The sequence below is a fragment of the Burkholderia sp. AU28863 genome, from assembly GCF_002223195.1.
Classification (GTDB): domain Bacteria; phylum Pseudomonadota; class Gammaproteobacteria; order Burkholderiales; family Burkholderiaceae; genus Burkholderia; species Burkholderia sola.
This window is the reverse complement of the sequence record NZ_NKFE01000005.1, coordinates 366,414-391,166: the sequence shown is the minus strand read 5'-3', so window position 1 is coordinate 391,166 and position 24,753 is coordinate 366,414. Positions and strand designations below refer to the sequence as shown.

The following is a 24,753-nucleotide window of genomic DNA, read 5'->3' as shown; positions in this document are numbered from 1 at the left end:
GCACGCTCACCAAGCTGCTCTCTTGTGGCCGTTAAGTCTTGAGCCGAGTTGCAATCCAGCTTAGATAGTTTCGCTGGTGAGAGAGTGTAGCCAAGAATTGTTCAAGGGGAGTCTGATTAGACGCATTCGCGAGGTGCTTTATATCTTGACTTTCAGTCGTAGCAATCTCATCTCCACCCTCAAATGCGGCAATATTTCGTGCACCAGATGTGCGCGTTATTTTTATTTCCCCGTAAAATTATCGGATTTTTCTCGGTCCATTCAAAACTAGAGGCTGACATCTACGGAGGAATTGTACCTTCGATCGACCTTCATATCTTCGATTTCTAGATTTTTTCCCGCGCGATCCCGCGTTCGATGCAAATGCAAAAAGATAACAACGCCGCAAATCGAATGGCGGCTTGTTTGAAGGGAGCCAACGCTTGAACGTACAAGCGACGGGGCGAGCGATTGCCCTTCATGGCCGAACGTGGACAATGGTCCGACAACCCGGTGCCGAGACAATGCTTCCTATTGAACAATGTCATCCAAGATAAGAATCCGTCGGCGGCCCAACAACTTTCGCCCCTACTTCAGCAATGACGGCGACAAGCACCACCGTCCCCCGCCCCGAATCTTCAATCTGGAAATGCGTTTCATGTCTATAGACGCTGCCAAATCGGACGCCGGCATACGAAAACGACGGCCGTGAACCCACGGCAGCCGCCCCTCAGAAACACCCCAACTCCAAACCCCAAATCAACCCTCACTCATCCACCTTAAAAGCCGAAACCAGCTTGGTCAATTCCGCCGCCTGCTGCTTCAAACTCTCCGCCGCCGCAGCGCTTTCCTCGACCAAAGCCGCATTCTGCTGCGTCATCTGATCGAGCGACTGCACCGCATCCCCAATCTGATCGATCCCGGCACTCTGCTCCAGACTAGCCTCTGCAATCTCGCTCATCATCGCGCTAACGCCCTGAACCTGCGAGACAACATCACTCATCACCTTCCCCGCCTCACTCACGAGCCGCGACCCGGCACCCACCGTCCCCGCGCTATGCTCGATCAGCGATTTGATCTCCTTCGCCGCCTGCGCACTGCGCTGCGCCAGATTCCGCACTTCCGAAGCGACAACAGCAAACCCCCGCCCCTGCTCCCCCGCCCGCGCCGCCTCCACCGCAGCATTCAACGCCAGAATATTCGTCTGAAACGAAATACTGTCGATCATCACGATGATCTCGGAGATCCGTTGCGAAGCGTTACTGATCTGCTCCATCGTCGTCACGACCTCGCCCACCACCTGCCCGCCCCGCGCCGCCGTATCCGCCGCACCATTGATCATCTTCGCCGCGGTAGTCGCCGTTTCGGTATTGTTGCGCACCACAGCCGTGATCTCTTCCATTGACGAAGCCGTCCGCTCCAGGTTGCTCGATTGCCCTTCGGTGCGCTCGCTGAGATCCGCATTCCCCGAAGCAATCTGCGCCGACCCGGTCGCAATCGAAGCCGAAGCCGCCCGAATCCGATGAACCAACGTCGACAACGACGACACGAACCGATTGAACGCATCCGACAACTGCCCGATCTCGTCCTCGCTCTCCACCGCCATGCGACGCGTCAAATCGCCCTGACCGCTGGCAATCTCCGACAGCAGCGTAGCCGCCCGACGAATCGGCGCGGCAATCGCGCGCCCCACCAGCCAGATCACGAACAACGCAACCCCAAGCCCCACCACCGCCGCCACCACCGCCGCGCTGCGAATCGCACGCGTCACCGGCCCGAGCAGTTCGGCCTCCGGCACCTGGACGACCACATACGCATTCAACTCCGGAATGAACGACGTCGCGATGAAACGCGCGCCACCATCACCCTCGTAACTGAGATACGCATACGGCTTGCCCGCAAGCAGCGTCGACGACGCCTCGCCCGGCAGCCCCGGCTCATCCTTCAGAAAATGCTTGCCGTCGATCAGCGACGTATCGCGATGCATCATGATCGCGCCGTCGGGACGCACGAGATACGCAAACCCGCTCTCGCCGATCCGGTAAGCCGAAATACCCTTCGCGAGCGCATCGACGGACAGGCTCATGCTCGCCGCGCCGATCGGCACGCCGTCGAGTTCCACGCGGCTGTTGATGAACATCATGTAGCCGCCGACGGTCACCTCGCGATCCATGTTCACGTCGTACGCCTTGCCCGACGAAAGAAAGCTGGTCAGCCACTGATCCTTGTCGGTCACCTTCCGCTGCAAGCCGGCTTCGTTGTAGTAGTTGCCGCTCTTCACCGACACCCACTGCACGGACGCGGCCTTCTGCTCGTCCTTCACGTTCTTCGCGAGTTGAATCCAGTTGCGTGTGCCGGCATCGGGTTCGCCGTCGGCTTCCCATTGCAGCAGGAACGCATCACGCGCGAGAATGCGCGACGCGGCGATCGGGCCGGCCATCTGGCGCTGCACGTCGGCGCGAATGCCGTTCACGGCGGTCGGCAGCTCTTCGCGGACGACACGCTCCCGCACCGCGTTGCCGATCAGACGAACGCTGAGCCCGCTCGAAATCGCGACGAACACGAGCAGGCAACTCGTCATGCTGAGAATCAGCTTGTTCTGAATGGAAAGCTTGCGCCAGAAATGCATGGGGAACCCTCGATAACCGCTCGGTCTGAGCCAGATTGGGTTATCGGCAGGCGGGCGCAGAATCGCATCGCTAATTTCAGATAGCGATCATTCGAGATTCGTTATGTTGTTAAAGAGCGGGCATATGGGGCCGCCTATATGCACGAGGAACAACACAAATACAAGGCGCTGATCAGTAAGCAACGAAGATCGTGACGCGCCGGTTCCTCGCCCTTGAAGCCGCATCGTCCCCCGCGACGAGCGGCTGCATATCGGCCCGCCCGATCGCGGCCAGCCGATGCGGCGCGACACCGCGCTCGGTCAGGTAGCGCACCACACTCCCCGCGCGCGCCGACGAAAGCTCCCAGTTCGATTCGTATTTCGCGTTCGCGATCGGCACGCTGTCGGTGTGGCCCTCGACGAGGATGTCGCCGGTTGCATGCGCACTCAATGCCTGCGCAATCTGGTTCAGTACAGGAGACGAATCAGGCAACAAGCGTGCATCACCGACGTTGAACAGGATCTTCGCGTCGATACCGATCTCGACGCCATGCGGCGCCTTCACCAGCGAAATGCGCCCATTCGACTTCAACGAATCGAGCAACGCGAGCCATGGCGGCGCAGGATCGGACTTGGCGGCATCGACGGAAGCAGTCGCAGCGCCCCCAGCCTGCCGCGCAAGCGTCTGATACCGCGCATCGAGTGCGTCGTATTTCGCGAGCTGCAGCACATACAGCGCGAGAAACAGCACCATCAGCGTCGTGATGAGATCCGCGTACGAAATCAGCCAGCGCCCGGAGTGCGCGCCTTCGAGTTCGTGATCGTCGCGATCGGCAGCGGATGCGCCGTCAGTTCGAGCCGTCATGCTGTCGTGAATCCGGGTTCGTCATACGAGACAGGTACAGGTGCAGAGACACGCAGGCACAAAGCGCACGACCATCACGCCAGCGTTTCCGCCGCCCGCCCACGCACATCGCCGGTCAACCGCGTCTCGATCGTATGCGGCGATTCCTTGCGCGAGATCGCGAGCAAGCCGTCGAGATACAGCTTGCGGAACCGCATCTCGCTGTCGATCTGCGCGCGCAGCTTGCCGTACAGCGGCAGGAACACGAGGTTCGCAAACGCGAGCCCGTACAGCGTCGCGACGAACGCCATCGCGATGCCCGGCCCAAGCTGCGCCGGCTCCAGAATATGGCTCGTCACCTGCACGAGCCCGAGCACCGAGCCGAGAATGCCGAAGGTCGGCGCATAGCCGCCGGCCTGCTGCCACACGCGCACGGCAGCGAGGCGGCTGCGTTCGTACGCATCGAGTTCGCGCTGCAACGCGTCTTCGAGCACCGCGGTCGACACGCCGTTCGCCAGCAGTTCGAGCCCGCGTCGCGCGAACGGATGAATGCCGCTCACGTCCATCGATTCGAACGCGAGCAGCCCGTCGAGCTTCGCGCGGTCGCCCCATTCGAGCAGATCGGACAGGTTCTTGCGATCGACTTCGCGCGCGCGCACGAACGCGAGCCGCAGTTGCTTCACCGCGTCGAAGAAGCGCGCCCACGTGTTCTGGATCATCACCGCGCCGAGCGTACCGCCGAGCACGATCACGAGCGCCTCGAACTGGAACAGCATCGAGAAATGCCCGCCTTCGAGCGCGAACCCGAACACGATCGCCGCGCCGCCCAGCACCACACCGACCAGGGTCAACAGATCCATACGCCCCCCGTATCACGCGTCCGACGACAGTGTCGCCGCGACGGACGCCGCACCCGCTGCAGGCGCCTTCGCCGCGCGCACGGCCTCCAGCACGCGCTGTTCGATGTCCTCGATCTCGATCGGGTCGAGCTTGAGTTCGCGGCGCATCACCCACGACACCTCGTTGCGCCGCGCCTCGGTCATCACGGAAAACAGCTTGTCGGCCACCGCGCGATCGTCGAGGTTCGCGATCAGTTTCGCGAGGTCGTAGGTATCGAACGCGCTGATCACGTCGAACAGCGTGCGAGGGTCGATCCACACGAGATCCTCGAGCGCGCGCACGTCGCCGCCGCGGCGGCCATTGCGGCGCGAGAAGTACGCAACGCCCTTCTGTTCGACGTAGTTGAGCACCTTCGATTTGCGGAACGCGAACACTTCTTCAGCGATCTCTGCATTCGACAGCTTGTTCAGCAACAGCGTCTTGTCGACGCCGATCAGCGATTCGAGATCGGTCAGCTCGATGAGTTCGAGTTCGCTGTTGATGGACACGTCGAGATCGTGATCGGCCACCTGCTGCGCGCGGTCGATCACGCGTGCGGCGTCGAACGTGACGACCTGGCGCGCATCCGACGAAGCCGCGTAATCGGTTGCGCCACCGCCATCGCCCTGCGCGGCTTCGATCGTGACAAGATTGAGCTTCTCCATGCGTCGCAGCATCGCGAGCACGTGAGGCCGAGAATGGCCGGCAATCGCGCGGCATTTGCGGATCACTTCGGCGAGCGGCACGGAGGTTTCAGCCGCATGCGCCTGCATCGGCCGGCGCGCCCACGTGTCGCCCGATTCACGCGCATCGGCGCCGGCCATCAGCGACAGCACGTGCGCATACGACAGCACGCCCGGCATGAAGTCGGCATGCGTATAGGTCGCGAGCTGGTCGTCCTTGCGCTTCACGCGGCGGATCATCGTTCGCACGATATGACGCAGCAGCGCGGACACGCGCTCGATTTCTTCATCGAGGATGCCGGCCGGCACGACCGTGAGCTGACAGAACGACAGCGCCTTCGCGGTATGCGCACGCGGCTCGGCGGCGAGCAGCGCCGATTCGCCGAAGAACTCGCCACGGCCGAGCGTCGCGACGATCACGCGCTTGTCGTCGCAGCGCGTGGACAGCTCGACCTTGCCGTCGGTAATGAGGAAGATGACGGGCTCGCCCGCGAAGCCCTCCGAGTAAATGATTTCCCCGGGCGCGGCGGTACGCGTCCACGATTGCTGACGATTCACAAGTCGATCCCCCTGCTGCGCTGGTTGTTGCGGACTGCGCGTCGCACGTCTGAAGCATGCGATCGCGAGTCGTCCCCGTGACTTGTTTACGTCATCGGGCGCAACGCCCTTTAGGGCATTCGTGCTCGTTTTGAACCGAAATCAAGGTGAAACGTTTGCGAGTTGCGCAGGTCCATCGATCGTTCGTTTCGTCGCTCGCACCTGTAGTGAAATTGAAAGCGCGCCGTGATCGAACGCGTCAGAACTCCATGTCGAGTTCGTCGATGTCTTCGTGCTCGGCCTTCGCCGCGTCGATCCACTCGGCGACGAACGGATGCGCCAGCACGCGCATGCAGTACTCGGCGATATCCGGTTCGAGCTTCACGTCGTAGGTCAGGAAGCGCGTGACGACCGGCGCGTACATCGCATCGGCGATGCCGATCTCCGCCCCGAACAGCCAGGGGCCGCCGTACTCGGCCAGGCACTCGCGCCAGATGGTCACGATCCGCTCGATGTCGTGCTGCGCGCGCGACCAGATCCGGAAGCCGGGGAAATGCCCGCGCAGGTTCATCGGCAGCGCGGATCGCAATGCGCTGAAGCCGGAATGCATCTCGCCGCAGATCGACCGGCAATGCGCGCGTGCGTGGCGCTCGTCGGGCAGCAGCCGCGCCTGCGGGCGGATCTCGTTCAGGTACTCGGCGATCGCGAGCGTGTCCCACACCGCGTTGCCGTCGTGCGTCAGGCACGGCACGAGGATCGACGGCGACAGCAGCAGCAGCTCGGCGCGCGACGTGGCATCGATCGGCACGCTGATCGTCTCGAACGCGAGGCCGCTCAGCTTCGCGAGCAACCACCCGCGCATCGACCACGACGAGTAATTGCGGCTGCTGATGGTCAGCGTCGTCCGTGCGTTGGATTCCATGTCGCTCCCCTGCTGAATGTCGTTCGTGCCCCTGCACCGTAAACGGACGCGCCGTCGGACCGCGCACCACGCCTGTGCGGTCCGTACGCCGAACTGGCGCAACGTCGCACGGCATCGCGACACGTGTCGCACGCCCGGCCAGCAAGGCAACGCATCGCCTTCGCCCTGCTCATCACGTACCGCGCGCGTCGCCGCGCTCCCGAAGCGCTGCAACGCGCGTGCCAGCCGCATGCTGGCATACGCCTTGCCTCGTTACCTGCAATGCGGCGTCACGAGCGACGGTCATGAATCTGCTTGCCTATCCGTTTTATCAATGGTCTGCGGAATGCCTGCGTCCGGCGCGTGCATGGGCGGCCGCCACGCGCGCGACGATGTCGCTGTGGCCGCCGGCGACATCGACGCCGACGGGCCGCATGGTCGACGCGCTGTGCGAGCTGCTCGAATGCTGCGCGTTCTCGCACCGGCGGCCGCCGTTCGGGATCGCGTCGGTCGTCGTCGACGGCGAAACGGTGCCGATCGTCGAGGAAGCGGCCGCAGCCACCCCGTTCGCGACGCTGCTGCATTTCCGCAAGGCGCGGCCGGTCGCGCGCCAGCCGCGCGTGCTGATCGTCGCGCCGATGTCCGGGCACTTCGCGACGCTGCTGCGCGGCACGGTGCGCACGATGCTGGCCGATCACGACGTGTACATCACCGACTGGCACAACCCGCGCGACATCCCGCTGTCGGCCGGACGTTTCGGTTTCGACGAATACGTCACGCACGTGATCGACTTCATTCGCCACATCGGCCCGGACGCGCACGTGCTCGCGATCTGCCAGCCGACCGTCGCGTCGCTCGCGGCAGTCTCGCTGATGGCGGCCGGCGGCGATCCCGCGCAGCCGGCGAGCCTGACGCTGATGGCCGGCCCGATCGACTGCCGCGTGAATCCGACGAAGGTCAACGAACTCGCGACGAGCCAGCCGATCGAGTGGTTCGCGCACAACCTGATCAGCGTGGTGCCGACGGGCTTCGTCGGCGCGCAGCGGTGCGTGTATCCGGGCTTCGTGCAGGTCGGCGCATTCATGTCGATGAACCCGGACCGGCATGCGGCGTCGTTCGCCGATCTGTACTACGAGCGCGCGAAAGGCGACCCCGCGAAAGCCGATACGTTGCGGCATTTCTACGATGAATATTTCGCGACGGCCGACCTCACCGCGGAGTTCTATCTGGAAACGGTCGAGAAGGTGTTCCAGCAGTACGCGCTCGCGCGCGGCGAATTGACGGTCGGCGGCACGCTCGTCGAACCGGCGGCGATTCATCGTACTGCGCTGTTGACGGTCGAAGGCGAGAAGGACGATATCTGCGCAGTGGGCCAGACGGTCGCCGCGCAGGAACTATGTTCGGGGTTACCGTCGTACCTGAAGACGCATCACGTACAAACGGGTGTGGGGCACTACGGCGTGTTCAACGGCAGCCGGTGGGAAGCGCAGATCTATCCAATCGTGCGCGCGACGATCCACGACAACGAGCCGTACGATCGCACCGCGGATGCGGAAGGCGACACAAGCGGCGCCTATTACGTCACGCTGCGCGCGCTGCTCGATGCGCGCACGGCCGGGATCGATGCGGCGAACGAAGCGCAATCGGATCACGCGACTGAACGCGGGTAGTGACACGGTGAATCGCCCCGCCGGAAAGGCGGGGCGACGTTTGCTGCAGCATCCGGACGACGCGCGATCGAACCACTCACGCGCGCGGCCGGCTCGTTGCGATCAGGCCTTGCCGTGCGACTAACGCCCGGCGTCGACAGGCCGTGCACCGCATCTGCGTGCAATCGATGATCTTTGACATCGCGTCGTCAATCGACGGTCGAAGCTGACGACTGTCTTTCTTTTCTTTCTGGCTCTTGAGCTTCGGGGCCGTTTGGAATTCGAATCAACAGGCGGAAGCGGAAGGTCGGTCGCGGATTTGGACGGACCATAAAAAACCGCCTGAATGCAGGCGGTTCGTCGAAAACGCACACCGAGCCGGCACGCTACGCACCGACCTCGCCCCACGGCGTTGGCTCCGGCACCGCGCACGGCCCGTCGACGTCGATCGATTTGAAGTCGGCAGGCCCGACGATCTCCAGATACTCCATGTCCGGCGAGTAGTCGAACAGGTAGTGGACGATCCCCGGCGCCTGGTGCACGCAGTCTCCGGCCGCCACCAGCGTTTCCTGGTCGCCGTACATGAAGCGCGCCCAGCCCTTCAGCATGATCACGATATGGAACTCGGCCTCATGACGGTGCCAGCCGGTGCCCGCCGCCGGTGCATGATTGGCCCTGACGAGTTGCGCGACGACCTTGCCGTTCGTCGCGGCGGCGATGCCGAGATCGCGATACAGGAAGAAGTCGCGCAGGCCCTCGCCTTGATAGGCGGTGTCCTGCGGCTTCACGTGGGAAAAAGCGGTGGTGGTCGGCGTGCTCATCGCGGTGCTCCTTCATCGAAAGGATCACGCGAGACAAGCATTAAGCGTTCCAGTTTGCGACGGCGCGAAACCGTGCGTACTTACTTCAACCGCCCCGACAGAAACTGCCCGAGCCGCTCGCTTTTCGGATTCACGAGGATCTGCTGCGGATCGCCCTCTTCCTCGATCTTCCCCTGATGCAGGAAGATCACGTGGTTCGACACGTTGCGCGCGAAGCCCATCTCGTGCGTGACGACGACCATCGTCCGTCCTTCCTCGGCCAGCTTCTGCATCACCTTCAGCACTTCGCCCACCAGCTCCGGATCGAGCGCCGACGTCGGCTCGTCGAACAGCATCACCTCCGGCTCCATCGCAAGCGCACGCGCGATCGCGACGCGCTGCTGTTGGCCGCCCGACAGGTGCGACGGGTACATACCCTCGACGCGCGGCGCGAGCCCGACCTTCTCCAGGTACTTGCGCGCTCGCGCGACCGCCTCTTCCTTGCCGACGCCGAGCACCGCCATCGGCGCCTCGATCACGTTCTCGAGCACCGTCATGTGCGCCCACAGGTTGAAGTGCTGGAACACCATCGACAGCTTCGTGCGCATGCGCTGCAGCTGCTTCTGGTCGGCCACGCGCAGCGAGCCGTTGCGGTCGCGCGTGGTCTGGATCGGCTCGGTGCCGATCGTGATCTGCCCGGAGCACGGCTGTTCGAGGAAGTTGATGCAGCGCAGGAACGTGCTCTTGCCGGAGCCGCTCGAGCCGATGATGCTGATCACGTCGCCGGCCTTCGCCTTCATCGACACGCCCTTCAACACCTCGTTGTCGCCGAATTTCTTGTGCAGGTTGTCAACGGTAAGCTTGTACATGCTGGGTCCTTCGTTGCGGATCTTGCGAATGCATTAATGGCTGCGCGGCGCGAGGTACGCGAGCCAGCGCGTCTCGAGCTTGCGGAACGCCCAGATGAGCGCGAACACGACGACCGCGTACAGCACGGCCGCGATGCCGTACGCCTGGAACGACATGTACGTCGCCGAATTGACGTCGCGCGTGACCTTCAGGATGTCGGGGACGGTCGCGGTGAACGCGAGCGTCGTCGCGTGCAGCATCAGGATCACTTCGTTGCTGTAGCTCGGCAGCGAGCGGCGCAGCGCGGACGGCAGGATGATGCGCGTATAGAGCTTGAAGCGCGACATCCCGTAGGCCATGCCGGCCTCGATCTCGCCGGCCGGCGTCGCCTTGATCGCGCCCGCGAAGATCTCGGTCGCATACGCGCATTCGTTCAGCACGAACGCGAGCAGCGTGCAGTTCATCGCGTTGCGGAAGAACGTGTCGAGCAGCACGTGGTCGTGCACGACCTGCAGGCTGTAGATGCCCGTGTAGCACATCAGCAGCTGCACGTAGAGCGGCGTGCCGCGGAACACGTACGTATAGAGCCACACGGGGCCGGAGATCCAGCGGTTCGACGACGCACGCACGATCGCGAGCGGCACGGCGAGCGCGAAGCCGAGCGCGATGGACACGACCAGCAGCCACAGCGTGATCGCGAGGCCGCTGAAGCGGTAGCCGTCGGAATAGAGATAGCTTTGCCAGTACTGGCCGACGAGTTCAATCACAGTGCGAGCCTCCGGACACCGACGGAATAACGTTTCTCGAGGTGGTGCAGCACGACGTTGGACACCGTCGTGATCGCGAGGTAGATCGCGCCCGCCGCGAGCGTGAAAAAGAAGAAATCGAGCGTGCTCTTGCCCGCGTCCTGCGACGCCTTCACGACGTCGGCGAGACCGATGATCGACACGAGTGCGGTGGCTTTCACGAGCACCTGCCAGTTGTTGCCGATGCCCGGCAGCGCGAAGCGCATCATCTGCGGGAACAGGATGCGGTAAAACACGCGCCAGCCGCTCATCCCGTACGCGAAGCCCGCTTCGAGCTGGCCGCGCGGCACCGCGAGGAACGCACCGCGGAACGTCTCGGTGAAATACGCGCCGTAGATGAAGCCGAGCGTCACGACGCCGGCCACGAACGGGTCGATGTCGATCTGGTCCCAGCCGAGCAGGTCGGTCACGTCGTTCAGCAGGATCTGGATCCCGTAGAACAGCAGCAGCATCAGCACGAGGTCGGGCACCGCGCGGATCAGCGTCGTATAGAACGTGCCGACCGACTTGAGCGCGCGGTTGGCCGACAGTTTCGCGGCCGCACCCGCGAGGCCCAGTATCAGCGACGCGGCGAGCGACAGCACCGCGAGCTTCACGGTCTCGACCGTGCCGGCCCACAGAAGCGGGCCAAATCCTTGGAAGATCATATTAGGGATCCAGAACGATGTGGCTGGATTGTCAATAGCCATTAAGCGCGCATCAAACGAGTTCTGCGCACTACCTGATGCCGTCCGCTCATCAAGCCGGACGCGTCGCGCGAGGGACGCGGCGCGCGCCGCGATCGATGCGCGGCGCACGGGCGGTCAGCCGCCGTAGACGTCGAAGCGGATCGTCGGCCCATCCTTGGCATGGGCGCCGACCGCGAGGCAGGCGAGGGCAATACTGAGCGCGAGTTTCTTCATGGCGTTCCTGTCAGAGGCGAAGCGGGACGGGTTCCAGCCGGACTGCGCGCCGTGAACCCTCCAACCGGGAAATCGCTCGTTCAGGCGACGTCCCAAGTTGTACATACAACTTTGCATTTTCAGAGGGGAGGCCAGCAATCCGTGTTTATCTCTAATTGTCGGCAGATTATGATCCGCGGGCCATATTTTCCTTGATTTTCAATTAACTACTGATTACGCGAGGCTGAATAACAGCTTTCTCGCCGCGTATGGAGGTGGCCGGACCGTGCGCGGCAGCTGTCTAGACTTCGTCGGCCGAGTCATCCAACGACAGACCCACCACCGCGCTCGTCATGCCTTCCGCTCTTGGCCGGCACGTTTACGCATCCTTTGCAGGCGCGCGGCGAGTCTATACACCGTCTCGCCACGGCGATTTCTAGAATGGGGGCCATGTCCAGGACGAGATCTCCGCGGTGCGGAGCCCGCTGCGACCGGGGATGAGCACATGAAACCGACCAGAACCGATTCCGCTGCTTCACGCACGCTGCCGCCCGATCGTTCGCGGCGCCGCTCTCCCACGGACGCACTCGTGCTGCTGTCGATCCGCGTCGAATCGGACAACCTCGCGCTCGTGCGGCGCCAACTGCATCAGGCCGTCGGCGCCGCGCTCAACTGCTACACGGCCGCGATCGACAGCCGCACCGGGTGCGCATGCATCGAACTCGAAGTCGCGCGATCGCAGGCGTCGCCCGCGATCCTGTCGATCCTGCGCGTGCTGCCGGCCGCCGAGTTCGGCACGATCCGCCTGTTCCTGCATTAGCCGGCGTCCACCGCCACGCGTGACACGCGTCACGCGCTCCCCTTTCATCGATTCGCACACGCGTGTCCGCACGGGCGCGCGTGACGGATCGCCGTTCCCGTCGCAACGGGCCTTTCCAGGAAACATACGCAATGAAAAAAGCAGTCGTCGGTACCCTCTCGCTCGCCTTCATCGGCGCCGCCGCGCATGCGCAAAGCAGCGTCACGCTCTACGGGATGCTGGATGCCGGTATCGCCTATACGAACAACCAGTCGGGCAAGAGCGCGTGGCAGCAAGGCAGCGGGCTGCTGTCGAATACGGTCTTCGGGCTGAACGGCAACGAGGATCTCGGCGGCGGCCTGCATGCGCTGTTCCGGCTCGAAAGCGGCTTCAACCTGAACAACGGCACGCAGTCCTATCGAAACACGATGTTCGGCCGCCGTGCGTACGTCGGCCTGCAGAGCGACCAGTACGGCACGCTGACGCTCGGCCGCCAGTACGACGCCGTGGTCGACTATCTCGGCCCGCTCGCGATGGCGAACAACGGCGACGGCAACAACCTCGCGTCGCATCCGTTCGACAACGACAACCTCGACGATTCGTTCTACATCGACAACGCGGTGAAATACACGAGCCCCACGCTCGCCGGCTGGCAGTTCGGCGGCCTGTACGGGTTCGGCAACGCGGCCGGCGGCTTCGCGAACAACCGCGCATACAGCGCGGGTGTGTCGTATGCGAACGGGCCGGTCAGCATCGGCGCCGCGTACCTGCAACTGAACCGCGGCGGCCTGACGGCCGGCGGCGCACTGTCGACGAACGACGCGCCGAACTTCCCGGCCGTCCGGCAGCGCGTGATGGGCGCCGGCGGCAGCTACGCGTTCGACCGGCTGACGATCGGCGCGTTGTGGACGCATACGATGTTCGACGAGACGGCCGCGTCGTCGCTGCCCGGCGCGCTGAACGCATTGCGCTTCGACAACTACGAAGTCAACGCACGCTATGCGCTGACGCCGGCCGTCTCGTTCGCGGGCGCCTATACGTTCACCGACGGCCGCTACGACGACGCGACCGGCAGCCACCGGCCGAAGTGGCACCAGGTGACGCTGATGGCCGACTACGCGCTGAGCAAGCGCACCGACGTGTATGCGGAAACCGTGTACCAGCACCAGTTCGGCGTGTCGTCGGGCGCGACGCTCGGGTTCGCGAACGTCACGGGGCTCGCGGCTTCGTCGACCGGCACGCAGGTGGTCGCAACGGTCGGCATCCGGCATCGGTTCTGACCGCGCGCGGCCGTCGAAGGCCGGCCGCTCTGTGCAATCCCGCATGGACGCGCGCCGGCCGAACAGGGATCATTCGGGGAATCCGGGCCGGCGCGCCCGCGAAACCGGTACACTCGGCGCCGGGCGCGCGCCGGATCGGCATTCGGCGGCGGCCCGCTGCCGACTCTGAATCGTGATCCCATGACCACACCGATCTATCAGGAAATCAAGGACTTCATCCTCGCGCGCATTCATGCCGGCGAATGGGCGGAAGGCGACCAGGTGCCGTCGGAGAACGAGCTCGCGCGCGAATTCAACGTCGCGCGGATGACCGTCAACCGCGCGCTGCGCGAGCTGACGGCCGAACAGGTGCTCACGCGCACGCGCGGCTCCGGCACCTATGTCGCGTCGCCGAAATACGAATCGACGCTCGTCGCGATCCGCAGCATCTCCGACGAAGTCGCCGCGCGCGGCCACGGCTATCGCGCGCAGGTACTGCTGGTCGGCGCAGCCGTCGCCGATGCGAAGCTCGCCGACGAGCTGCAGCTCGACACCGGCAGCCCGATCTTCCATTCGCGCGTGCTGCACTTCGAGAACGACACGCCCGTGCAACTCGAGGAACGCTGGGTCAATCCGGCCTGCGCGCCCGAATACGCGTTACAGGACTTCACGACGACGACACCGAACCAGTACCTGACGCGCGTCGCGCCGCTGCAGCGCGTCGAATACCGGATCGAGGCCGCGATGCCCGACGCCGACACGCGCCGCCACCTGACGATGGACGACCGCGAGCCGTGCCTGCTGCTGCATCGGCGCACGTGGTCGCAGGGGCTCGTCGCATCGGTCGCCAATCTGTGGCACCCGGGCAGCCGCTATCGGTTCACCGGGCATTTCTGACGCCGATGCGCGGGCTCACCTCGCGCGCGGTTGCGCCCATCGTTCGATCGCACTGACGGCCCGCTCCAAGCCTGCTTCTTGCGCGAGACGCGCACCGAGTTCCGTCGCACGCGCCTTCGTCTCGCTCCGTTCGGCAAACGCAAGGGCCCGCGCCAGCGCGGCAGCCTCCACGCGCCGGCCCGGCACCGGCGCATCCGCGACACCGAGCCGTTGCAGCCGGTTCGCCCAGAAGAACTGATCGCCCGCGAACGGTACGACCACCGACGGAATGCCGGCCCGCGCGGCCGAATGCGTGGTGCCCGAGCCGCCGTGATGAACCGCCATCGCGACGCGCGGGAACAGCCAGTCGTGCGGCGTATCGCCGATCACGCGAACGTGCGCCGGCAGCAGCGACGCGTCGATGCCGCTCCAGCCCGGATAAAACAGTGCGCGCCGGCCGGCCAGCGCGTGCGTCAGCGCCGCGGCCATCGCCGCGCGATCGAAGCCGGCCATGCTGCCGAAACCGACGTACACGGGCGGCTCGCCCGCGTCGAGAAACGCCGCGAGTTCGGGCGGCGGCGCCCACGCACGTGCATCGATCCGCCACTGGCCACAAGCCTGCGCGTTCGCCGGCCAGTCGGCCGGGCCGGACAGCAGCGCGGGCGACACGCCATACAGCATCGGATGATCGGTCCACACGCGCTTGCGTGGCGGCAACCCGCATACGCTGGCGCGCGCGGCGTTGGTCGACTTCCTGAACGCCTGCCAAAGCAGCGCATTCACGAACCGATGGCTCGAGCGATTCAGCCCGCGCGGCCACTTGCCCGGCGGCAGGAACGGCGACGCGAATTCCGCAGTGGGCGTGATCGGGATCATGCCCGTGCCGATCGCCGGTATGCGGCGATATTCGGCGACCGACAACCCGACGAACGACGCGAGCCCCGACACGAGCAGCGCGTCGCAGCCCGCCGACGCGTCCGCCACTTCACGCATCCACGCGGCCGTGTTCGCATTCGCGATCGCCGCGAGCGCCTTCGACGTATCGGTGAAGCCGCCGCGCCCGCGCACCGCATCGGCCAGCGCGCCTTCCGGCGCGATCGCGCGGCGGATATCGCCGGACAGCGGCGCCGACGGCACGCCGAGCGCGGCGGCCGCCCCGAGCGTCGCCGCGTCGGCGAACAAGCGAACGTCGTGGCCGGCATCGATCAGCGCGCGGCCGAGCGCCGCGAGCGGGCGCGTGTCGCCTTCGGTGCCGTAGGTGGCGATGACGAGTTTCATGCAGGACTCCTCGTGCACGGCGGAAAAGGTTGGATTCAAAAAAGTGCACGTCGTATACTAATGCAATCCGCACACTTTCAGTCAATCCCCTGCCATGACGATTCCGACCGACGATCCGGGCCGCCGCGCGCGCAAACGCATCCAGATGCTCGCGCATCTTGCCGCGACCGGCGCGCGCCTGTTCGATGCGCACGGCTACGATGCCGTCACGATGGAGCAGATCGCCGCGCAGGCCGATGTCGCGAAACGCACGCTGTACAACCACTTTCCGACGAAGGAAGCCGTGCTCGCGCACTGGCTCGAAGGCGAGCTCGCGCGCGATCTCGCGCATCTGCAGCAGGACGTCGCGCGGCGCAAGACCTTTGCATCGCGGATCGGCTGCGTGCTCGACGCGTCGGTCGCGTGGTGCGAACAACATCCGGTGTATCTGCTCGCGTACCTGCGGCACCGCTTCCTGAGTATCGGCGCAGCCGAACCGGAGCGTGCGGGAGAGAACGGCAGCGACATCGCACTGGTGTGGCAGCAACTGATCGCGGCCGGCCAGCAGGCCGGCGAACTGAACGGCACGCTGCGGGCCGATCAGCTCGCGACCTGGTTCCATCACCTGTATCTCGCGGCGATGCTGCGCTGGCTGACCGTGCCGGGGCTGTCGCTGAAACGGGAGTTTCAGTCGATTGCGAAGCTGTTTATCGAAGGCGCCGAAGCGAAACGGTGACGCGTGCACCAGCGCCCGGAAGAGCGTCGCGTAACCGGGCAACGCAGCGCCACGGGCAGCGGGACGCAGCCAACGCGTCGCACGCCGCATACACATTGTTACAACGAACGCACGCTTCGCATGCCAAATTTCCCGTGCAGCAGTATGCTGATGCGGTACGGCTGCGCACTGTGCATCGGGCAACCCCGTCGTTTGCACGCGACACGCGCCGCCGTCGCGACCGCAATCACGCGTTGCAAGGAGGGTTGTGATGGCTACCACGCATCAGCACTTCCACCTCGAACTACGGCACGCCACCGCGCCGACCTACTTCATCAGTTACCTGTTCCCTGCGTTGCTGTTCGTCTACGAACTGCTGCGCGTCGGCCAGTGGATCCGCGATCACGGGATGCAATTCGTCGCGTTCAAGCAGATGGGCTACGAGTATCTGCTGATGCTGCTGTTCGTCGGGCTGCAGATCGTCGTCGAGGCGATCTTCCTGCTCGGCGCCGTGATGCGCAAGGATCACCGCGATTTCGAACACCGGTTGCCGAACGTGATTCTCGGCATCGGTCTCTCGATCGTATTGCTGGCGATCGATCTCGCGATCCAGCTTTCGTTCTGATCGCCGGCGGGCGTCCGCCCGCTGGCGACGGCAAGCGCGCTCAGGCGCGCGCGTCGCGCAGCCCCGTCGCGACGGCTGCCAGCACGTCGTCCGTTCGCTCGCGATGCGGCATGTGTCCGCAGCGAGCGAGCAACAGGAACGACGACGGCCCCGCGACGCGCGCGGCGATCCGCTTCGGATGCACGTCCGAGCCGTATTCGTCGTCTTCGCCGTGAATCGCGAGCGTCGCACACTGCACGCGCGGCAGGTCGTCGTCGAGACTCCAGTCGCGAAACGCCGGCGACAGCCACGTGTCGACCCACGCGCGAAGCACCCATTCGGCCTTGTCGCCGTGATAGCGCGCGAGCCGGTCGAGCTGCCCCGGCTCGTCGAACTGTCGCCCCGCGTCGCGAATGCCGGCCAGCGTGCGATCCTCGACGAACGCCTGCGCGGCGACCGTCACGAGGGCCCGGCAACGCGCCGGATGCGCGGCCGCACAGCCGACCGCCATCCCGCCGCCGACGCTGTGCCCGAACGCGACGAACGCATCGACGCCGAGCTGCTCCAGCACCGCGACGAACGCGTGATCGGCCTCGTCGCGCACGAACGTCGTGCCAAGCGCTCCCGGATGCCGATCCGAACGGCCGAAACCGAGACGGTCGTAGGCGATCACGTCGCGTTGCGTCGCGCGTGCGAGTTGCGCGGGAAAGTCGCGCCACAGATCGACGCAGCCGAGCGAATCGTGCAGCAGCACGATCGGCGCGGCCGCGTGCCGCGCCGGCCCCGCACGCCAGCGTTTCGCAAAGAGACGCCCTTGCGGCGTCCCGACGGTCGTCTCCTCGGTCACGATATCGGTCATGTGTCGGTCGTCTGCTTGAAAGCGGCCGCCCGTCGGCGGCCGCATCGAATCGGGACATGGTGGCCTGCCGGCGCGCGCAGCGTCAAGCAAGCCCCTATCGCCCACGCGCTCATTCGGGCTGCGGCGGCAGGTACTCCATCTGTGCTTCGTCGTACAGCCGGTAGATCAGCGCCTGCATCGCGCGAATGTCCTCCGATTCGTCGAGCATCCGCATGCTCATGATGATCGGCGACACGAGGTTCGGATCGTCGAGCGGCTTGTAGCTGATGTCGTCGCGCTTGAGCCCGTACACGCTGTGCGGCACGACGGACACGCCCTCGCCCATCGCGACGAGGCCGAGCGCGATCTGCAGTTCGCGCGTCTCGTAGATCCTGCGCGGCTGCAGCGCGCGATCGTGGAAGGCCGCGAGCACCTGGTCCGCGTAGCTCGGGCGCGGCGCCTTCGGAAAGATGATCAGCGTGTCGTTCACGAGATCGTGCAGCGACAGCACGGGCTTCGCGCTGTCGAGCACGTGGCCGACCGGCAGCGCGACGATCATCCGCTCCTCGCGCAGCACGACGCGGCGCACGCTCGGATCCTCGTGGCGGATGCGCCCGAACCCGACGTCGATGCGCCCTTCCTTCAGCGCCTTGATCTGGTCCATCGTCGACATCTCGTGCAGGCTCAGCTCGACGGCCGGATATTCGCTGCGAAAGCGCCGGATGATCTTCGGCAGCATCCCGTACAGCGTCGAGCCGACGAAACCGACCGACATGCTGCGCTCGATCTTGCCGACCCGCTTCGTCATCGATTCGAGCTCGGTCGTCTGCGCGAGCAACTGCACCGCGTGCGAATAGAAGAAGCGCCCGGCATCGGTCAGCTTCAGCGGCCGCGCGGTGCGCTCGAACAGCGGCACGCCGAGCGCGTCCTCGAGCTGCTGGATCTGCCGGCTCAGCGGCGGCTGCGCGATATGCAGCCGTTCCGCCGCCCGCGTGAAATTCCGCTCTTCGGCTACCGCGACGAAGTAGCGGAGGTGTCTCAACTCCATGTTCGAATCCTCCCGGGACAGGCAACGGACGCTCATCCGGCGCCGCGCGGACAGCGCCCGCAACGGTCGCCCTCGCCGGCTATCCGTACCGGCCTTCTCGATCGCCTGCTGCCCGCTCCCGTCACGATACCTCAGCCGGCGCCGATCCCGGCTCGAGCAGCGTCGTGCTCGCGGCGACGTCCGGGGCCGCGCAAAGCAAAACGGGAAGCCGCGAGGCTTCCCGTTCGTTCACCGACGCCGCGCCGCGGCATCGTGCCGACCGCATCACACTTCGGTCGCGTACAGCGCGTCGCGCTGCTCGTGGCTCAGCGAGTCGAGCGGCACGTCGGGCAACTGATAGCAGATCATCGTGCCGTACAGCTCGGCCAGGCAGTTGCTGCCGGCGTCGAGCGCGTAGCCGTCCTCGCCGTTCGGCGCCGGCGGGTACACTTCGCGCCACGCGTTGATCGCGGCTTCGATTCGCACGATGGAAACGGGTCCGGCCTTCCGCTCGGCGGGTGATGCGCTCATGAATTCCTCTGGGTTGCGCGCTCCGCGGGCCATGCCGGCCCGGCTGGAGCGATGAAAACGCCGGGCGTGTCGCCGGCCGCCGCGCGCCGCGCGCGCCGGATGCCGATCCGCGCCGCGCCTGTCGCGCCGGCCGGGCCGCGGCCCGGTAGGGTCGGGCAATATAACCGGCTTTGACCCCGCGCAGGCAAAAGCCGGGCAAAAAAAACGGGAAGCGCGCGGCTTCCCGTTTCGTCGTCCGTCACGCGGCTGCGTGCGGCGCCGGCGTCAGCCCACGGTTTCGCTGTTCGCCACCGGCTGCCGCTGCGCGCCGCGATTCGCGGCGATCCACGGCGCGATCTCCATGTCCTCGTAGCGCACGAACCGGCTCTTCTTCAGGAGCCGGAAACCGAGCCACACGACCACGAACAGCGGAATGCCGACATAGGTCGCGGTCACGCCGGCCCAGTCGATCCGGTTCGCGAGGAACGCCTGGTAATCCTGGCCGAGCGCGATCACGAGGCACAGCACGAACGCGAACAGCGGGCCGAACGGGAACCACTTCGACTGATACGGCAACTGGTCGAGCGAATAACCCTGCTTCACGTACCCCTTGCGGAACCGGTAGTGGCTGACCGCGATGCCGAGCCACGCGATGAAGCCCGTCATCCCCGACGTGTTCAGCAGCCACAGGTACACGGTCTTGTCGCCGTACAGCGACGTGAAGAAGCACAGCGCGCCGACGGCGGTGGTCGCGTACAGCGCGTTGCGCGGCACGCCGCCCGGCGACAGCTTCGCGAACACCTTCGGCGCGCGGCCTTCGGTGGCGAGGTTGTAGAGCATCCGCGTGGATGCATACATGCCCGAGTTGCCGGCCGACAGCACGGCCGTGAGGATCACCGCGTTCATCACGCCGGCCGCGAACGCGAGGCCCGCATGGCGGAACACGAGCGTGAACGGGCTCACGCCGATGTCGGTCACGTCCGTCTTCAGCAGGTTCGGGTCGGTATACGGAATCAGCACGCCGATCACGAAAATCGCGAACACGTAGAACAGCAGGATCCGCCAGAACACCTGGCGCACCGCGCGCGGGATCGTCGTGCGCGGATGCTCCGATTCGCCGGCCGCGACGCCGATCAGCTCGGTGCCCTGGAACGAGAAGCCCGCGATCATCGCGACGCCCATCAGCGCCGGCAGGCCGCCCGCGAACGGCGCGTCGCCGATCGTCAGGTTGCCCCAGCCGTTCGCCGGCGCACCCTTGAGAATGCCGAAGATCATCAGCAGGCCAACGCCGATGAACGCGACCACCGTGACGACCTTGATCAGCGCGAACCAGTATTCGGCTTCCCCGAAGCCGCGCACGGTGAGCGCATTGAGCAGGAACATCACGGCGAGGAACGCCGCGCTCCACCACACGCCCGGCACGTCCGGAAACCAGTAATGCATCACGAGCTGCGCGGCGACGAGCTCCACCGCGATCGTCACCGCCCAGTTGTACCAGTAGTTCCAGCCGAGCGCGAAGCCGAAGCCTTCGTCGACGTATTTCGCGCCGTAGGTCGCGAACGAGCCGGACACCGGCATGAACGCGGCCATCTCGCCGAGGCTCGTCATCAGGAAATAGACCATCAGGCCGATCAGCATGTACGCGACCATCGCGCCGCCGGGGCCGGCCTGCGAGATGGATGCGCCGGACGCGACGAACAGGCCCGTGCCGATCGAGCCGCCGATGGCGATCATCGTCAGGTGGCGCGCCTTCAGCGCGCGATGAAGCTTGGGTGGGTTCGCGGGCGAACCGGGTGGGTCGGAATTCGGAATGGCGGACATAAACGAGACGAACGTTGAGCGAGCCGGCATCCGTAGCCGGCGCATGCGGAATCGGAGCGCGGTGCGCGTCCTGCGATGCATTCGATGCGGCCCCGATACGCGTTGCGCGGCGGGCGCCTGCGGCGAAGCGCGGATTCTACCTGATTCGATAGGGGCAGCCGAGGTCGCGCCGCCTGCCGCCACGCCGGGATTTCGCGGAATCAACGGGTTGGCCGCGCCGGCCGTCGCCATTTCCCCGCACCTTGCAAAACCACGACGACGGTCGGGTCATTCGATTTTCGATTCCTCCGAGACCCTGTAATCCTGTCCCGATCCGCCAAATGCCACGGCAATAGGCAAAATCGACTGATGATTACACGATTAATCAGACAAAAAGACCGACACTACTGTCAATTGATTCAAATCAAGTTTCCCGCGTGCAATGCGGTAATGATGCGTCACCGCTGCGAATGACGCCGTTCACATGCATGTTTTGCATGTGCACGCGAATTTCAGGATTTCGCGGGATAATGACGCTTAATTCGAAATAATCCGCGCGCGGAACCGCCAACGACGCGAGTAGCCGCCGCCCGCTGCCCCCGAGGATGAAGTCATTCCCGCTGCCCGCCACGCTGCGCCGCCATACCGCGTCGATCGTGGCACGCATTCTGTCGCCCCGCGGCGTACTCGTGGCGGGCATCGTCCTGCTGATGTTCAGTTGGGGACTTTCCACGTCGCTATTAATCGAGGCGCGGCGCGACGCATATGGCCATGCGGTAGAAAACGCGCGCAACCTGATGCTGCTGATCGAACGCGATATCGCGCGCAATATCGAACTCTACGATTTGTCGCTGCAAAACGTCGTCGACGGCATGGCCGATCCGGAACTGATGACCTTGCCGCCGCGCCAGCGCCACCGGCTGTTGTTCGACCGCGCGGCCACCGGCGCCTATCTCGGCTCGATTTTCGTGATGGACGCGCACGGCAATATCGCGATCGATTCGAGCGCGTCGCCCGCGCGGCAAGGAAATTTCGCCGACCGCGACTATTTCGCCGTGCATCGCGACCGGCTCGCCCCCGGCCTCTACATCAGCCGGCCGTACGCGTCGCGGCTGCGCGGCGGCGCGCTGACGATCGCGCTGAGCCGCCGGATCAACCGGCCCGACGGCACGTTCGGCGGAATCGTCGTCGGCACGCTCAGCATCGACTACTTCCGCGCGCTGCTCGACGGCCTCGCGGTCGGCCGGCACGGCAGCGCGGCGATCGTCGAGGACAACGGCACGCTCGTGTCGCGCCTGCCTTACGACACGCGGGTGGTCGGTCTCGACCTGCACGACTCGCCGTTGTTCATCGACGCGCAGCGCGGCCGCGCCGGCGAGCTGACCGGTGTCGGCGCCATCGACGGCGTGCGGCGCATCTATGTTTACAAGCATCTCGCCGGGCTGCCGCTGATCGTCGACGTCGCGCCCGCCGAGATCGACGTCTACGCGGCGTGGCGCCACCGCGCGATCTGGACCGTCGTGCTGATGAGCCTGTTCACGGCGTTCATCGCGTGGGGCTCGCTCGCGCTGTCGCGCGAGCTGAAGCGCCGGCAGGACGCCGAATCGAAGCTGTACCGGCTCGCGCACACCGATTCGCTGACGGGCCTCGACAATCGCGGCACGTTCGACACGGTGCTCGCGAAGGAGGCGCAGCGCGCGTCGCGCAGCGGCCGCCCGTTGTCCGTGCTGTTCGTCGACGTCGACCACTTCAAGGCGTTCAACGACTACTACGGCCACCCGGCCGGCGACGACGTGCTGCGCCAGGTCGCACAATCGCTGACGCGCAGCCTGCGCCGCGACAGCGATCACGTCGCGCGCTACGGCGGCGAGGAATTCGTCGTCACGCTGCCCGACACCGACGCGCCGGGCGCGGCAACCGTCGCCGAAGGCATCCGGCGCGCGATCGCGGAACTCGACATCGAACACGTGAAGAGCCCGTACGGGTGCGTCACGGCCAGCATCGGCACGGCCACCGCCGCCGACGGCCGGATGAACGCCGCGACGCTGCTGCGGCGTGCCGACGAAGCGCTGTACCGCGCGAAATCCGGCGGCCGCAACCGCGTGCTGGACGCGCAATCGAGCGCGGCCGACGCTTGAAGCACGCTAAGGCGATGCGATCCGGCGGGCCGCGTGATCGGATGCGGCCGCCTGCCGCCCAGCCACGGCCCGGCGGCCCGCCGTGGACAGCCCGCGCGCGTTCGGCTAGCGTTACGTCAGCTGCGCATGCGGCGCGGCGCCGGCCCGCGCACGCCGCCGTGCGCGTTCCCGCCACTCCCGCTCCGTCATGACCGCCCCGCTCCCGACCCGACTGCCGCCGCTCGTGCGCCACGCGCTCCGCCCGCTGCTCGACCCGTACCGCCGCTACCGGCACGCGAAGCTGATCCATGCGGCGCGCGTCGCGCTCGCGATTCTCGTGTCGATCGCGCTGTCCACCGGGCTGAACGTGCCGCATGGCGAATGGTCGACGATCACCGTGCTGATCGTCGTCGGCGGGCTGCAGCATCACGGCAACATCCGCAAGAAGGCGGCCGAACGCGCGCTGGGCACGTCGATCGGCGCGCTGGCGGGCCTCGGGCTGATCCTCCTCTACTCGTTCCTGCATGCGCCGTTCGCGATCTACCTGCTGATGGCCGTCGGGTGCGGCGTCTGCGCGTATCACGCGATCGGCAAGGCCGGCTACATCGCGCTGCTGTCGGCGATCACGATGGTGATCGTCGCCGGACACGGCGACAACGAGATCGTCGACGGCCTGTGGCGCGCGGTGAACGTGCTGGTCGGCATCGCGATCGCGCTGGCGTTCTCGTTCGCGCTGCCGCTCTACGCGACCTATTCATGGCGCTACAAGCTCGCCGACGCGCTGCGCGCGTGCGCGGCCGTGCATGCGCGGCTCGCGGGCGACCGCCACGTGAGCGACGACGCGCACCTGAAGGAAATGGCCGCGCTGAGCGCGCTGCTCGTGCAGTTGCGCTCGCTGATGCCGTCGGTGTCGAAGGAATGCGAGACGTCGATGGCGCAGCTCGAGGCGATCCAGCGCAGCCTGCGCCTGTGCATCGGGTATCTGGAGATCCTGTCGAGCGCGCTGCCGGCCTCCGACGACGTGGCGGCCCGCGAATACGTGCGCGTCGAGATGAAGGGCGTGAACCGGCGCATCCGCGACACGCTGATCGGCGCGAGCCGTGCGCTCAAGTTCGGCACGCCGAGCCGGCTCGCGGCGCGCCGCCGGCCGGCCGAGCCGCCGCACGACGCGCCGCCGCCGCAGTTGTCCGGCTACGTATCGATCACGGCCAAGCTGGCCGGCGAAGTCGACCAGTTGCGCGAGCGGCTGCTCGATACCGCGCGGTCGTGGAATATCTGAGTTCCGGTTTCACGCGCCATGCTTTCATATGCCTTTCTGTGCAACGAGGCGATGCACTGGCGACGGGGAACGCCGGGTTGACCGCCGATCCGGCCCCGGAAACCCGGCCGCGGCCCAGCCCTTCGGTGCACGTTTCGGCTGCGATGCAACACCGTCCAGCCCGGTGTTCTCCAGCCGGTTAACCGCCTGTCAGGCCCGCCGCGACAGGCGCGACGACGGTTCCGCACCAAAATCAGCCCTTGCCCCAACTTCGCGG

23 protein-coding genes are annotated in these 24,753 nt (G+C 65.7%); 8 read left to right on the top strand and 15 right to left on the bottom strand.

Annotation, left to right across the window (positions count from 1 at the left end):
- Positions 1-745 precede the first annotated feature (745 nt).
- The 5 genes from CFB81_RS18260 to CFB81_RS18240 form a co-directional block, all read right to left on the bottom strand.
- Complete coding sequence (locus tag CFB81_RS18260) at positions 746-2,608, bottom strand: methyl-accepting chemotaxis protein (RefSeq protein WP_089436094.1); 1,863 nt, start codon at positions 2,606-2,608, stop codon at positions 746-748.
- A gap of 172 nt (positions 2,609-2,780) precedes the next feature.
- Positions 2,781-3,452 carry an OmpA family protein gene (locus tag CFB81_RS18255; RefSeq protein ID WP_089436093.1) on the bottom strand — a complete coding sequence of 224 codons (672 nt, stop codon included), beginning with the start codon at positions 3,450-3,452 and terminating at the stop codon, positions 2,781-2,783.
- A gap of 74 nt (positions 3,453-3,526) precedes the next feature.
- A complete protein-coding gene (locus CFB81_RS18250) occupies positions 3,527-4,291 on the bottom strand; it encodes a flagellar motor protein (protein ID WP_089436092.1) in 765 nt (254 codons plus the stop codon).
- Between the two features lie 12 nt (positions 4,292-4,303).
- Positions 4,304-5,551, bottom strand: a complete 1,248-nt coding sequence (locus CFB81_RS18245) for a Crp/Fnr family transcriptional regulator (protein WP_089436091.1) — start codon at positions 5,549-5,551, stop codon at positions 4,304-4,306.
- Positions 5,552-5,789: 238 nt separating this feature from the next.
- Complete coding sequence (locus CFB81_RS18240) at positions 5,790-6,452, bottom strand: glutathione S-transferase family protein (protein WP_069618621.1); 663 nt, start codon at positions 6,450-6,452, stop codon at positions 5,790-5,792.
- A 284-nt stretch (positions 6,453-6,736) separates the two neighbouring features.
- Here CFB81_RS18240 and CFB81_RS18235 point away from each other — a divergent pair, with 284 nt between their 5' ends.
- A complete protein-coding gene (locus CFB81_RS18235; RefSeq protein WP_089436090.1) occupies positions 6,737-8,101 on the top strand; it encodes a polyhydroxyalkanoate depolymerase in 1,365 nt (454 codons plus the stop codon).
- A 365-nt stretch (positions 8,102-8,466) separates the two neighbouring features.
- On the opposite strand, the gene CFB81_RS18230 is transcribed toward CFB81_RS18235, so the two are convergent.
- The 4 genes from CFB81_RS18230 to CFB81_RS18215 all read right to left on the bottom strand — a co-directional run bounded on the left by CFB81_RS18230 (position 8,467) and on the right by CFB81_RS18215 (position 11,182).
- Complete coding sequence (locus CFB81_RS18230; protein WP_069618623.1) at positions 8,467-8,901, bottom strand: cupin domain-containing protein; 435 nt, start codon at positions 8,899-8,901, stop codon at positions 8,467-8,469.
- Between the two features lie 80 nt (positions 8,902-8,981).
- Positions 8,982-9,749 carry an ABC transporter ATP-binding protein gene (locus CFB81_RS18225; protein ID WP_089436089.1) on the bottom strand — a complete coding sequence of 256 codons (768 nt, stop codon included), beginning with the start codon at positions 9,747-9,749 and terminating at the stop codon, positions 8,982-8,984.
- Between the two features lie 33 nt (positions 9,750-9,782).
- Complete coding sequence (locus tag CFB81_RS18220; protein WP_089436088.1) at positions 9,783-10,496, bottom strand: ABC transporter permease; 714 nt, start codon at positions 10,494-10,496, stop codon at positions 9,783-9,785.
- A complete protein-coding gene (locus CFB81_RS18215; protein WP_089436087.1) occupies positions 10,493-11,182 on the bottom strand; it encodes an ABC transporter permease in 690 nt (229 codons plus the stop codon). Before CFB81_RS18215 ends, CFB81_RS18220 begins: the two co-directional genes overlap by 4 nt.
- 739 nt (positions 11,183-11,921) lie before the next feature.
- Here CFB81_RS18215 and CFB81_RS18205 point away from each other — a divergent pair.
- The 3 genes from CFB81_RS18205 to hutC all read left to right on the top strand — a co-directional run bounded on the left by CFB81_RS18205 (position 11,922) and on the right by hutC (position 14,371).
- Positions 11,922-12,236 carry a hypothetical protein gene (locus CFB81_RS18205; RefSeq protein WP_089436086.1) on the top strand — a complete coding sequence of 105 codons (315 nt, stop codon included), beginning with the start codon at positions 11,922-11,924 and terminating at the stop codon, positions 12,234-12,236.
- Positions 12,237-12,367: 131 nt separating this feature from the next.
- The gene (locus tag CFB81_RS18200; RefSeq protein WP_089436085.1) at positions 12,368-13,495 is read left to right on the top strand and encodes a porin; all 1,128 of its coding nucleotides are present in this window, start codon (positions 12,368-12,370) and stop codon (positions 13,493-13,495) included.
- Between the two features lie 180 nt (positions 13,496-13,675).
- Positions 13,676-14,371, top strand: coding sequence for a histidine utilization repressor (gene hutC, locus CFB81_RS18195; protein ID WP_069618629.1), 696 nt, complete (start codon positions 13,676-13,678; stop codon positions 14,369-14,371).
- 15 nt (positions 14,372-14,386) lie between these two features.
- On the opposite strand, the gene CFB81_RS18190 is transcribed toward hutC, so the two are convergent.
- Positions 14,387-15,628 carry a glycosyltransferase gene (locus tag CFB81_RS18190; RefSeq protein ID WP_089436084.1) on the bottom strand — a complete coding sequence of 414 codons (1,242 nt, stop codon included), beginning with the start codon at positions 15,626-15,628 and terminating at the stop codon, positions 14,387-14,389.
- Between the two features lie 94 nt (positions 15,629-15,722).
- Between CFB81_RS18190 and CFB81_RS18185 the strand changes: the two genes are divergently transcribed.
- Complete coding sequence (locus tag CFB81_RS18185; protein WP_089436083.1) at positions 15,723-16,343, top strand: TetR/AcrR family transcriptional regulator; 621 nt, start codon at positions 15,723-15,725, stop codon at positions 16,341-16,343.
- A 250-nt stretch (positions 16,344-16,593) separates the two neighbouring features.
- Positions 16,594-16,947: a hypothetical protein gene (locus CFB81_RS18180; protein ID WP_089436082.1), complete on the top strand. Its 354-nt coding sequence runs from the start codon at positions 16,594-16,596 to the stop codon at positions 16,945-16,947.
- Between the two features lie 40 nt (positions 16,948-16,987).
- On the opposite strand, the gene CFB81_RS18175 is transcribed toward CFB81_RS18180, so the two are convergent.
- The 5 genes from CFB81_RS18175 to CFB81_RS36170 all read right to left on the bottom strand — a co-directional run bounded on the left by CFB81_RS18175 (position 16,988) and on the right by CFB81_RS36170 (position 21,768).
- Positions 16,988-17,785, bottom strand: coding sequence for an alpha/beta fold hydrolase (locus tag CFB81_RS18175; protein ID WP_089436081.1), 798 nt, complete (start codon positions 17,783-17,785; stop codon positions 16,988-16,990).
- Positions 17,786-17,894: 109 nt separating this feature from the next.
- Entirely contained in the window at positions 17,895-18,812 is a 918-nt protein-coding gene (locus CFB81_RS18170; protein WP_069618633.1) for a LysR family transcriptional regulator, read from the bottom strand.
- Positions 18,813-19,076: 264 nt separating this feature from the next.
- The gene (locus CFB81_RS18165; protein ID WP_069618634.1) at positions 19,077-19,322 is read right to left on the bottom strand and encodes a DUF3717 domain-containing protein; all 246 of its coding nucleotides are present in this window, start codon (positions 19,320-19,322) and stop codon (positions 19,077-19,079) included.
- A gap of 264 nt (positions 19,323-19,586) precedes the next feature.
- Positions 19,587-21,122 (bottom strand): amino acid permease, encoded by a 1,536-nt coding sequence (locus tag CFB81_RS18160; RefSeq protein ID WP_089436080.1) that lies wholly within the window; start codon positions 21,120-21,122, stop codon positions 19,587-19,589.
- 403 nt (positions 21,123-21,525) lie between these two features.
- Complete coding sequence (locus tag CFB81_RS36170; RefSeq protein WP_176730198.1) at positions 21,526-21,768, bottom strand: hypothetical protein; 243 nt, start codon at positions 21,766-21,768, stop codon at positions 21,526-21,528.
- Between CFB81_RS36170 and CFB81_RS18155 the strand changes: the two genes are divergently transcribed.
- Positions 21,707-23,239: a diguanylate cyclase gene (locus CFB81_RS18155; RefSeq protein ID WP_069618636.1), complete on the top strand. Its 1,533-nt coding sequence runs from the start codon at positions 21,707-21,709 to the stop codon at positions 23,237-23,239. The two genes, CFB81_RS36170 and CFB81_RS18155, sit on opposite strands and share 62 nt — an antisense overlap.
- 187 nt (positions 23,240-23,426) lie before the next feature.
- Positions 23,427-24,497 carry an FUSC family protein gene (locus CFB81_RS18150; RefSeq protein ID WP_089436079.1) on the top strand — a complete coding sequence of 357 codons (1,071 nt, stop codon included), beginning with the start codon at positions 23,427-23,429 and terminating at the stop codon, positions 24,495-24,497.
- Positions 24,498-24,753 lie beyond the last annotated feature (256 nt).

Coding starts and splice junctions, on each gene's coding strand:
- CFB81_RS18160 (WP_089436080.1), bottom strand. CDS start 21,122: ATGTCCGCCATTCCGAATTCCGACCCACCCGGTTCGCCCGCGAACCCA.
- CFB81_RS18155 (WP_069618636.1), top strand. CDS start 21,707: ATGAAGTCATTCCCGCTGCCCGCCACGCTGCGCCGCCATACCGCGTCG.
- CFB81_RS18205 (WP_089436086.1), top strand. CDS start 11,922: ATGAAACCGACCAGAACCGATTCCGCTGCTTCACGCACGCTGCCGCCC.
- CFB81_RS36170 (WP_176730198.1), bottom strand. CDS start 21,768: ATGCGTGCCACGATCGACGCGGTATGGCGGCGCAGCGTGGCGGGCAGC.
- CFB81_RS18235 (WP_089436090.1), top strand. CDS start 6,737: ATGAATCTGCTTGCCTATCCGTTTTATCAATGGTCTGCGGAATGCCTG.
- CFB81_RS18250 (WP_089436092.1), bottom strand. CDS start 4,291: ATGGATCTGTTGACCCTGGTCGGTGTGGTGCTGGGCGGCGCGGCGATC.
- CFB81_RS18170 (WP_069618633.1), bottom strand. CDS start 18,812: ATGGAGTTGAGACACCTCCGCTACTTCGTCGCGGTAGCCGAAGAGCGG.
- CFB81_RS18200 (WP_089436085.1), top strand. CDS start 12,368: ATGAAAAAAGCAGTCGTCGGTACCCTCTCGCTCGCCTTCATCGGCGCC.
- CFB81_RS18230 (WP_069618623.1), bottom strand. CDS start 8,901: ATGAGCACGCCGACCACCACCGCTTTTTCCCACGTGAAGCCGCAGGAC.
- CFB81_RS18190 (WP_089436084.1), bottom strand. CDS start 15,628: ATGAAACTCGTCATCGCCACCTACGGCACCGAAGGCGACACGCGCCCG.
- hutC (WP_069618629.1), top strand. CDS start 13,676: ATGACCACACCGATCTATCAGGAAATCAAGGACTTCATCCTCGCGCGC.
- CFB81_RS18165 (WP_069618634.1), bottom strand. CDS start 19,322: ATGAGCGCATCACCCGCCGAGCGGAAGGCCGGACCCGTTTCCATCGTG.
- CFB81_RS18185 (WP_089436083.1), top strand. CDS start 15,723: ATGACGATTCCGACCGACGATCCGGGCCGCCGCGCGCGCAAACGCATC.
- CFB81_RS18260 (WP_089436094.1), bottom strand. CDS start 2,608: ATGCATTTCTGGCGCAAGCTTTCCATTCAGAACAAGCTGATTCTCAGC.
- CFB81_RS18255 (WP_089436093.1), bottom strand. CDS start 3,452: ATGACGGCTCGAACTGACGGCGCATCCGCTGCCGATCGCGACGATCAC.
- CFB81_RS18215 (WP_089436087.1), bottom strand. CDS start 11,182: ATGATCTTCCAAGGATTTGGCCCGCTTCTGTGGGCCGGCACGGTCGAG.
- CFB81_RS18180 (WP_089436082.1), top strand. CDS start 16,594: ATGGCTACCACGCATCAGCACTTCCACCTCGAACTACGGCACGCCACC.
- CFB81_RS18150 (WP_089436079.1), top strand. CDS start 23,427: ATGACCGCCCCGCTCCCGACCCGACTGCCGCCGCTCGTGCGCCACGCG.
- CFB81_RS18240 (WP_069618621.1), bottom strand. CDS start 6,452: ATGGAATCCAACGCACGGACGACGCTGACCATCAGCAGCCGCAATTAC.
- CFB81_RS18175 (WP_089436081.1), bottom strand. CDS start 17,785: ATGACCGATATCGTGACCGAGGAGACGACCGTCGGGACGCCGCAAGGG.
- CFB81_RS18225 (WP_089436089.1), bottom strand. CDS start 9,749: ATGTACAAGCTTACCGTTGACAACCTGCACAAGAAATTCGGCGACAAC.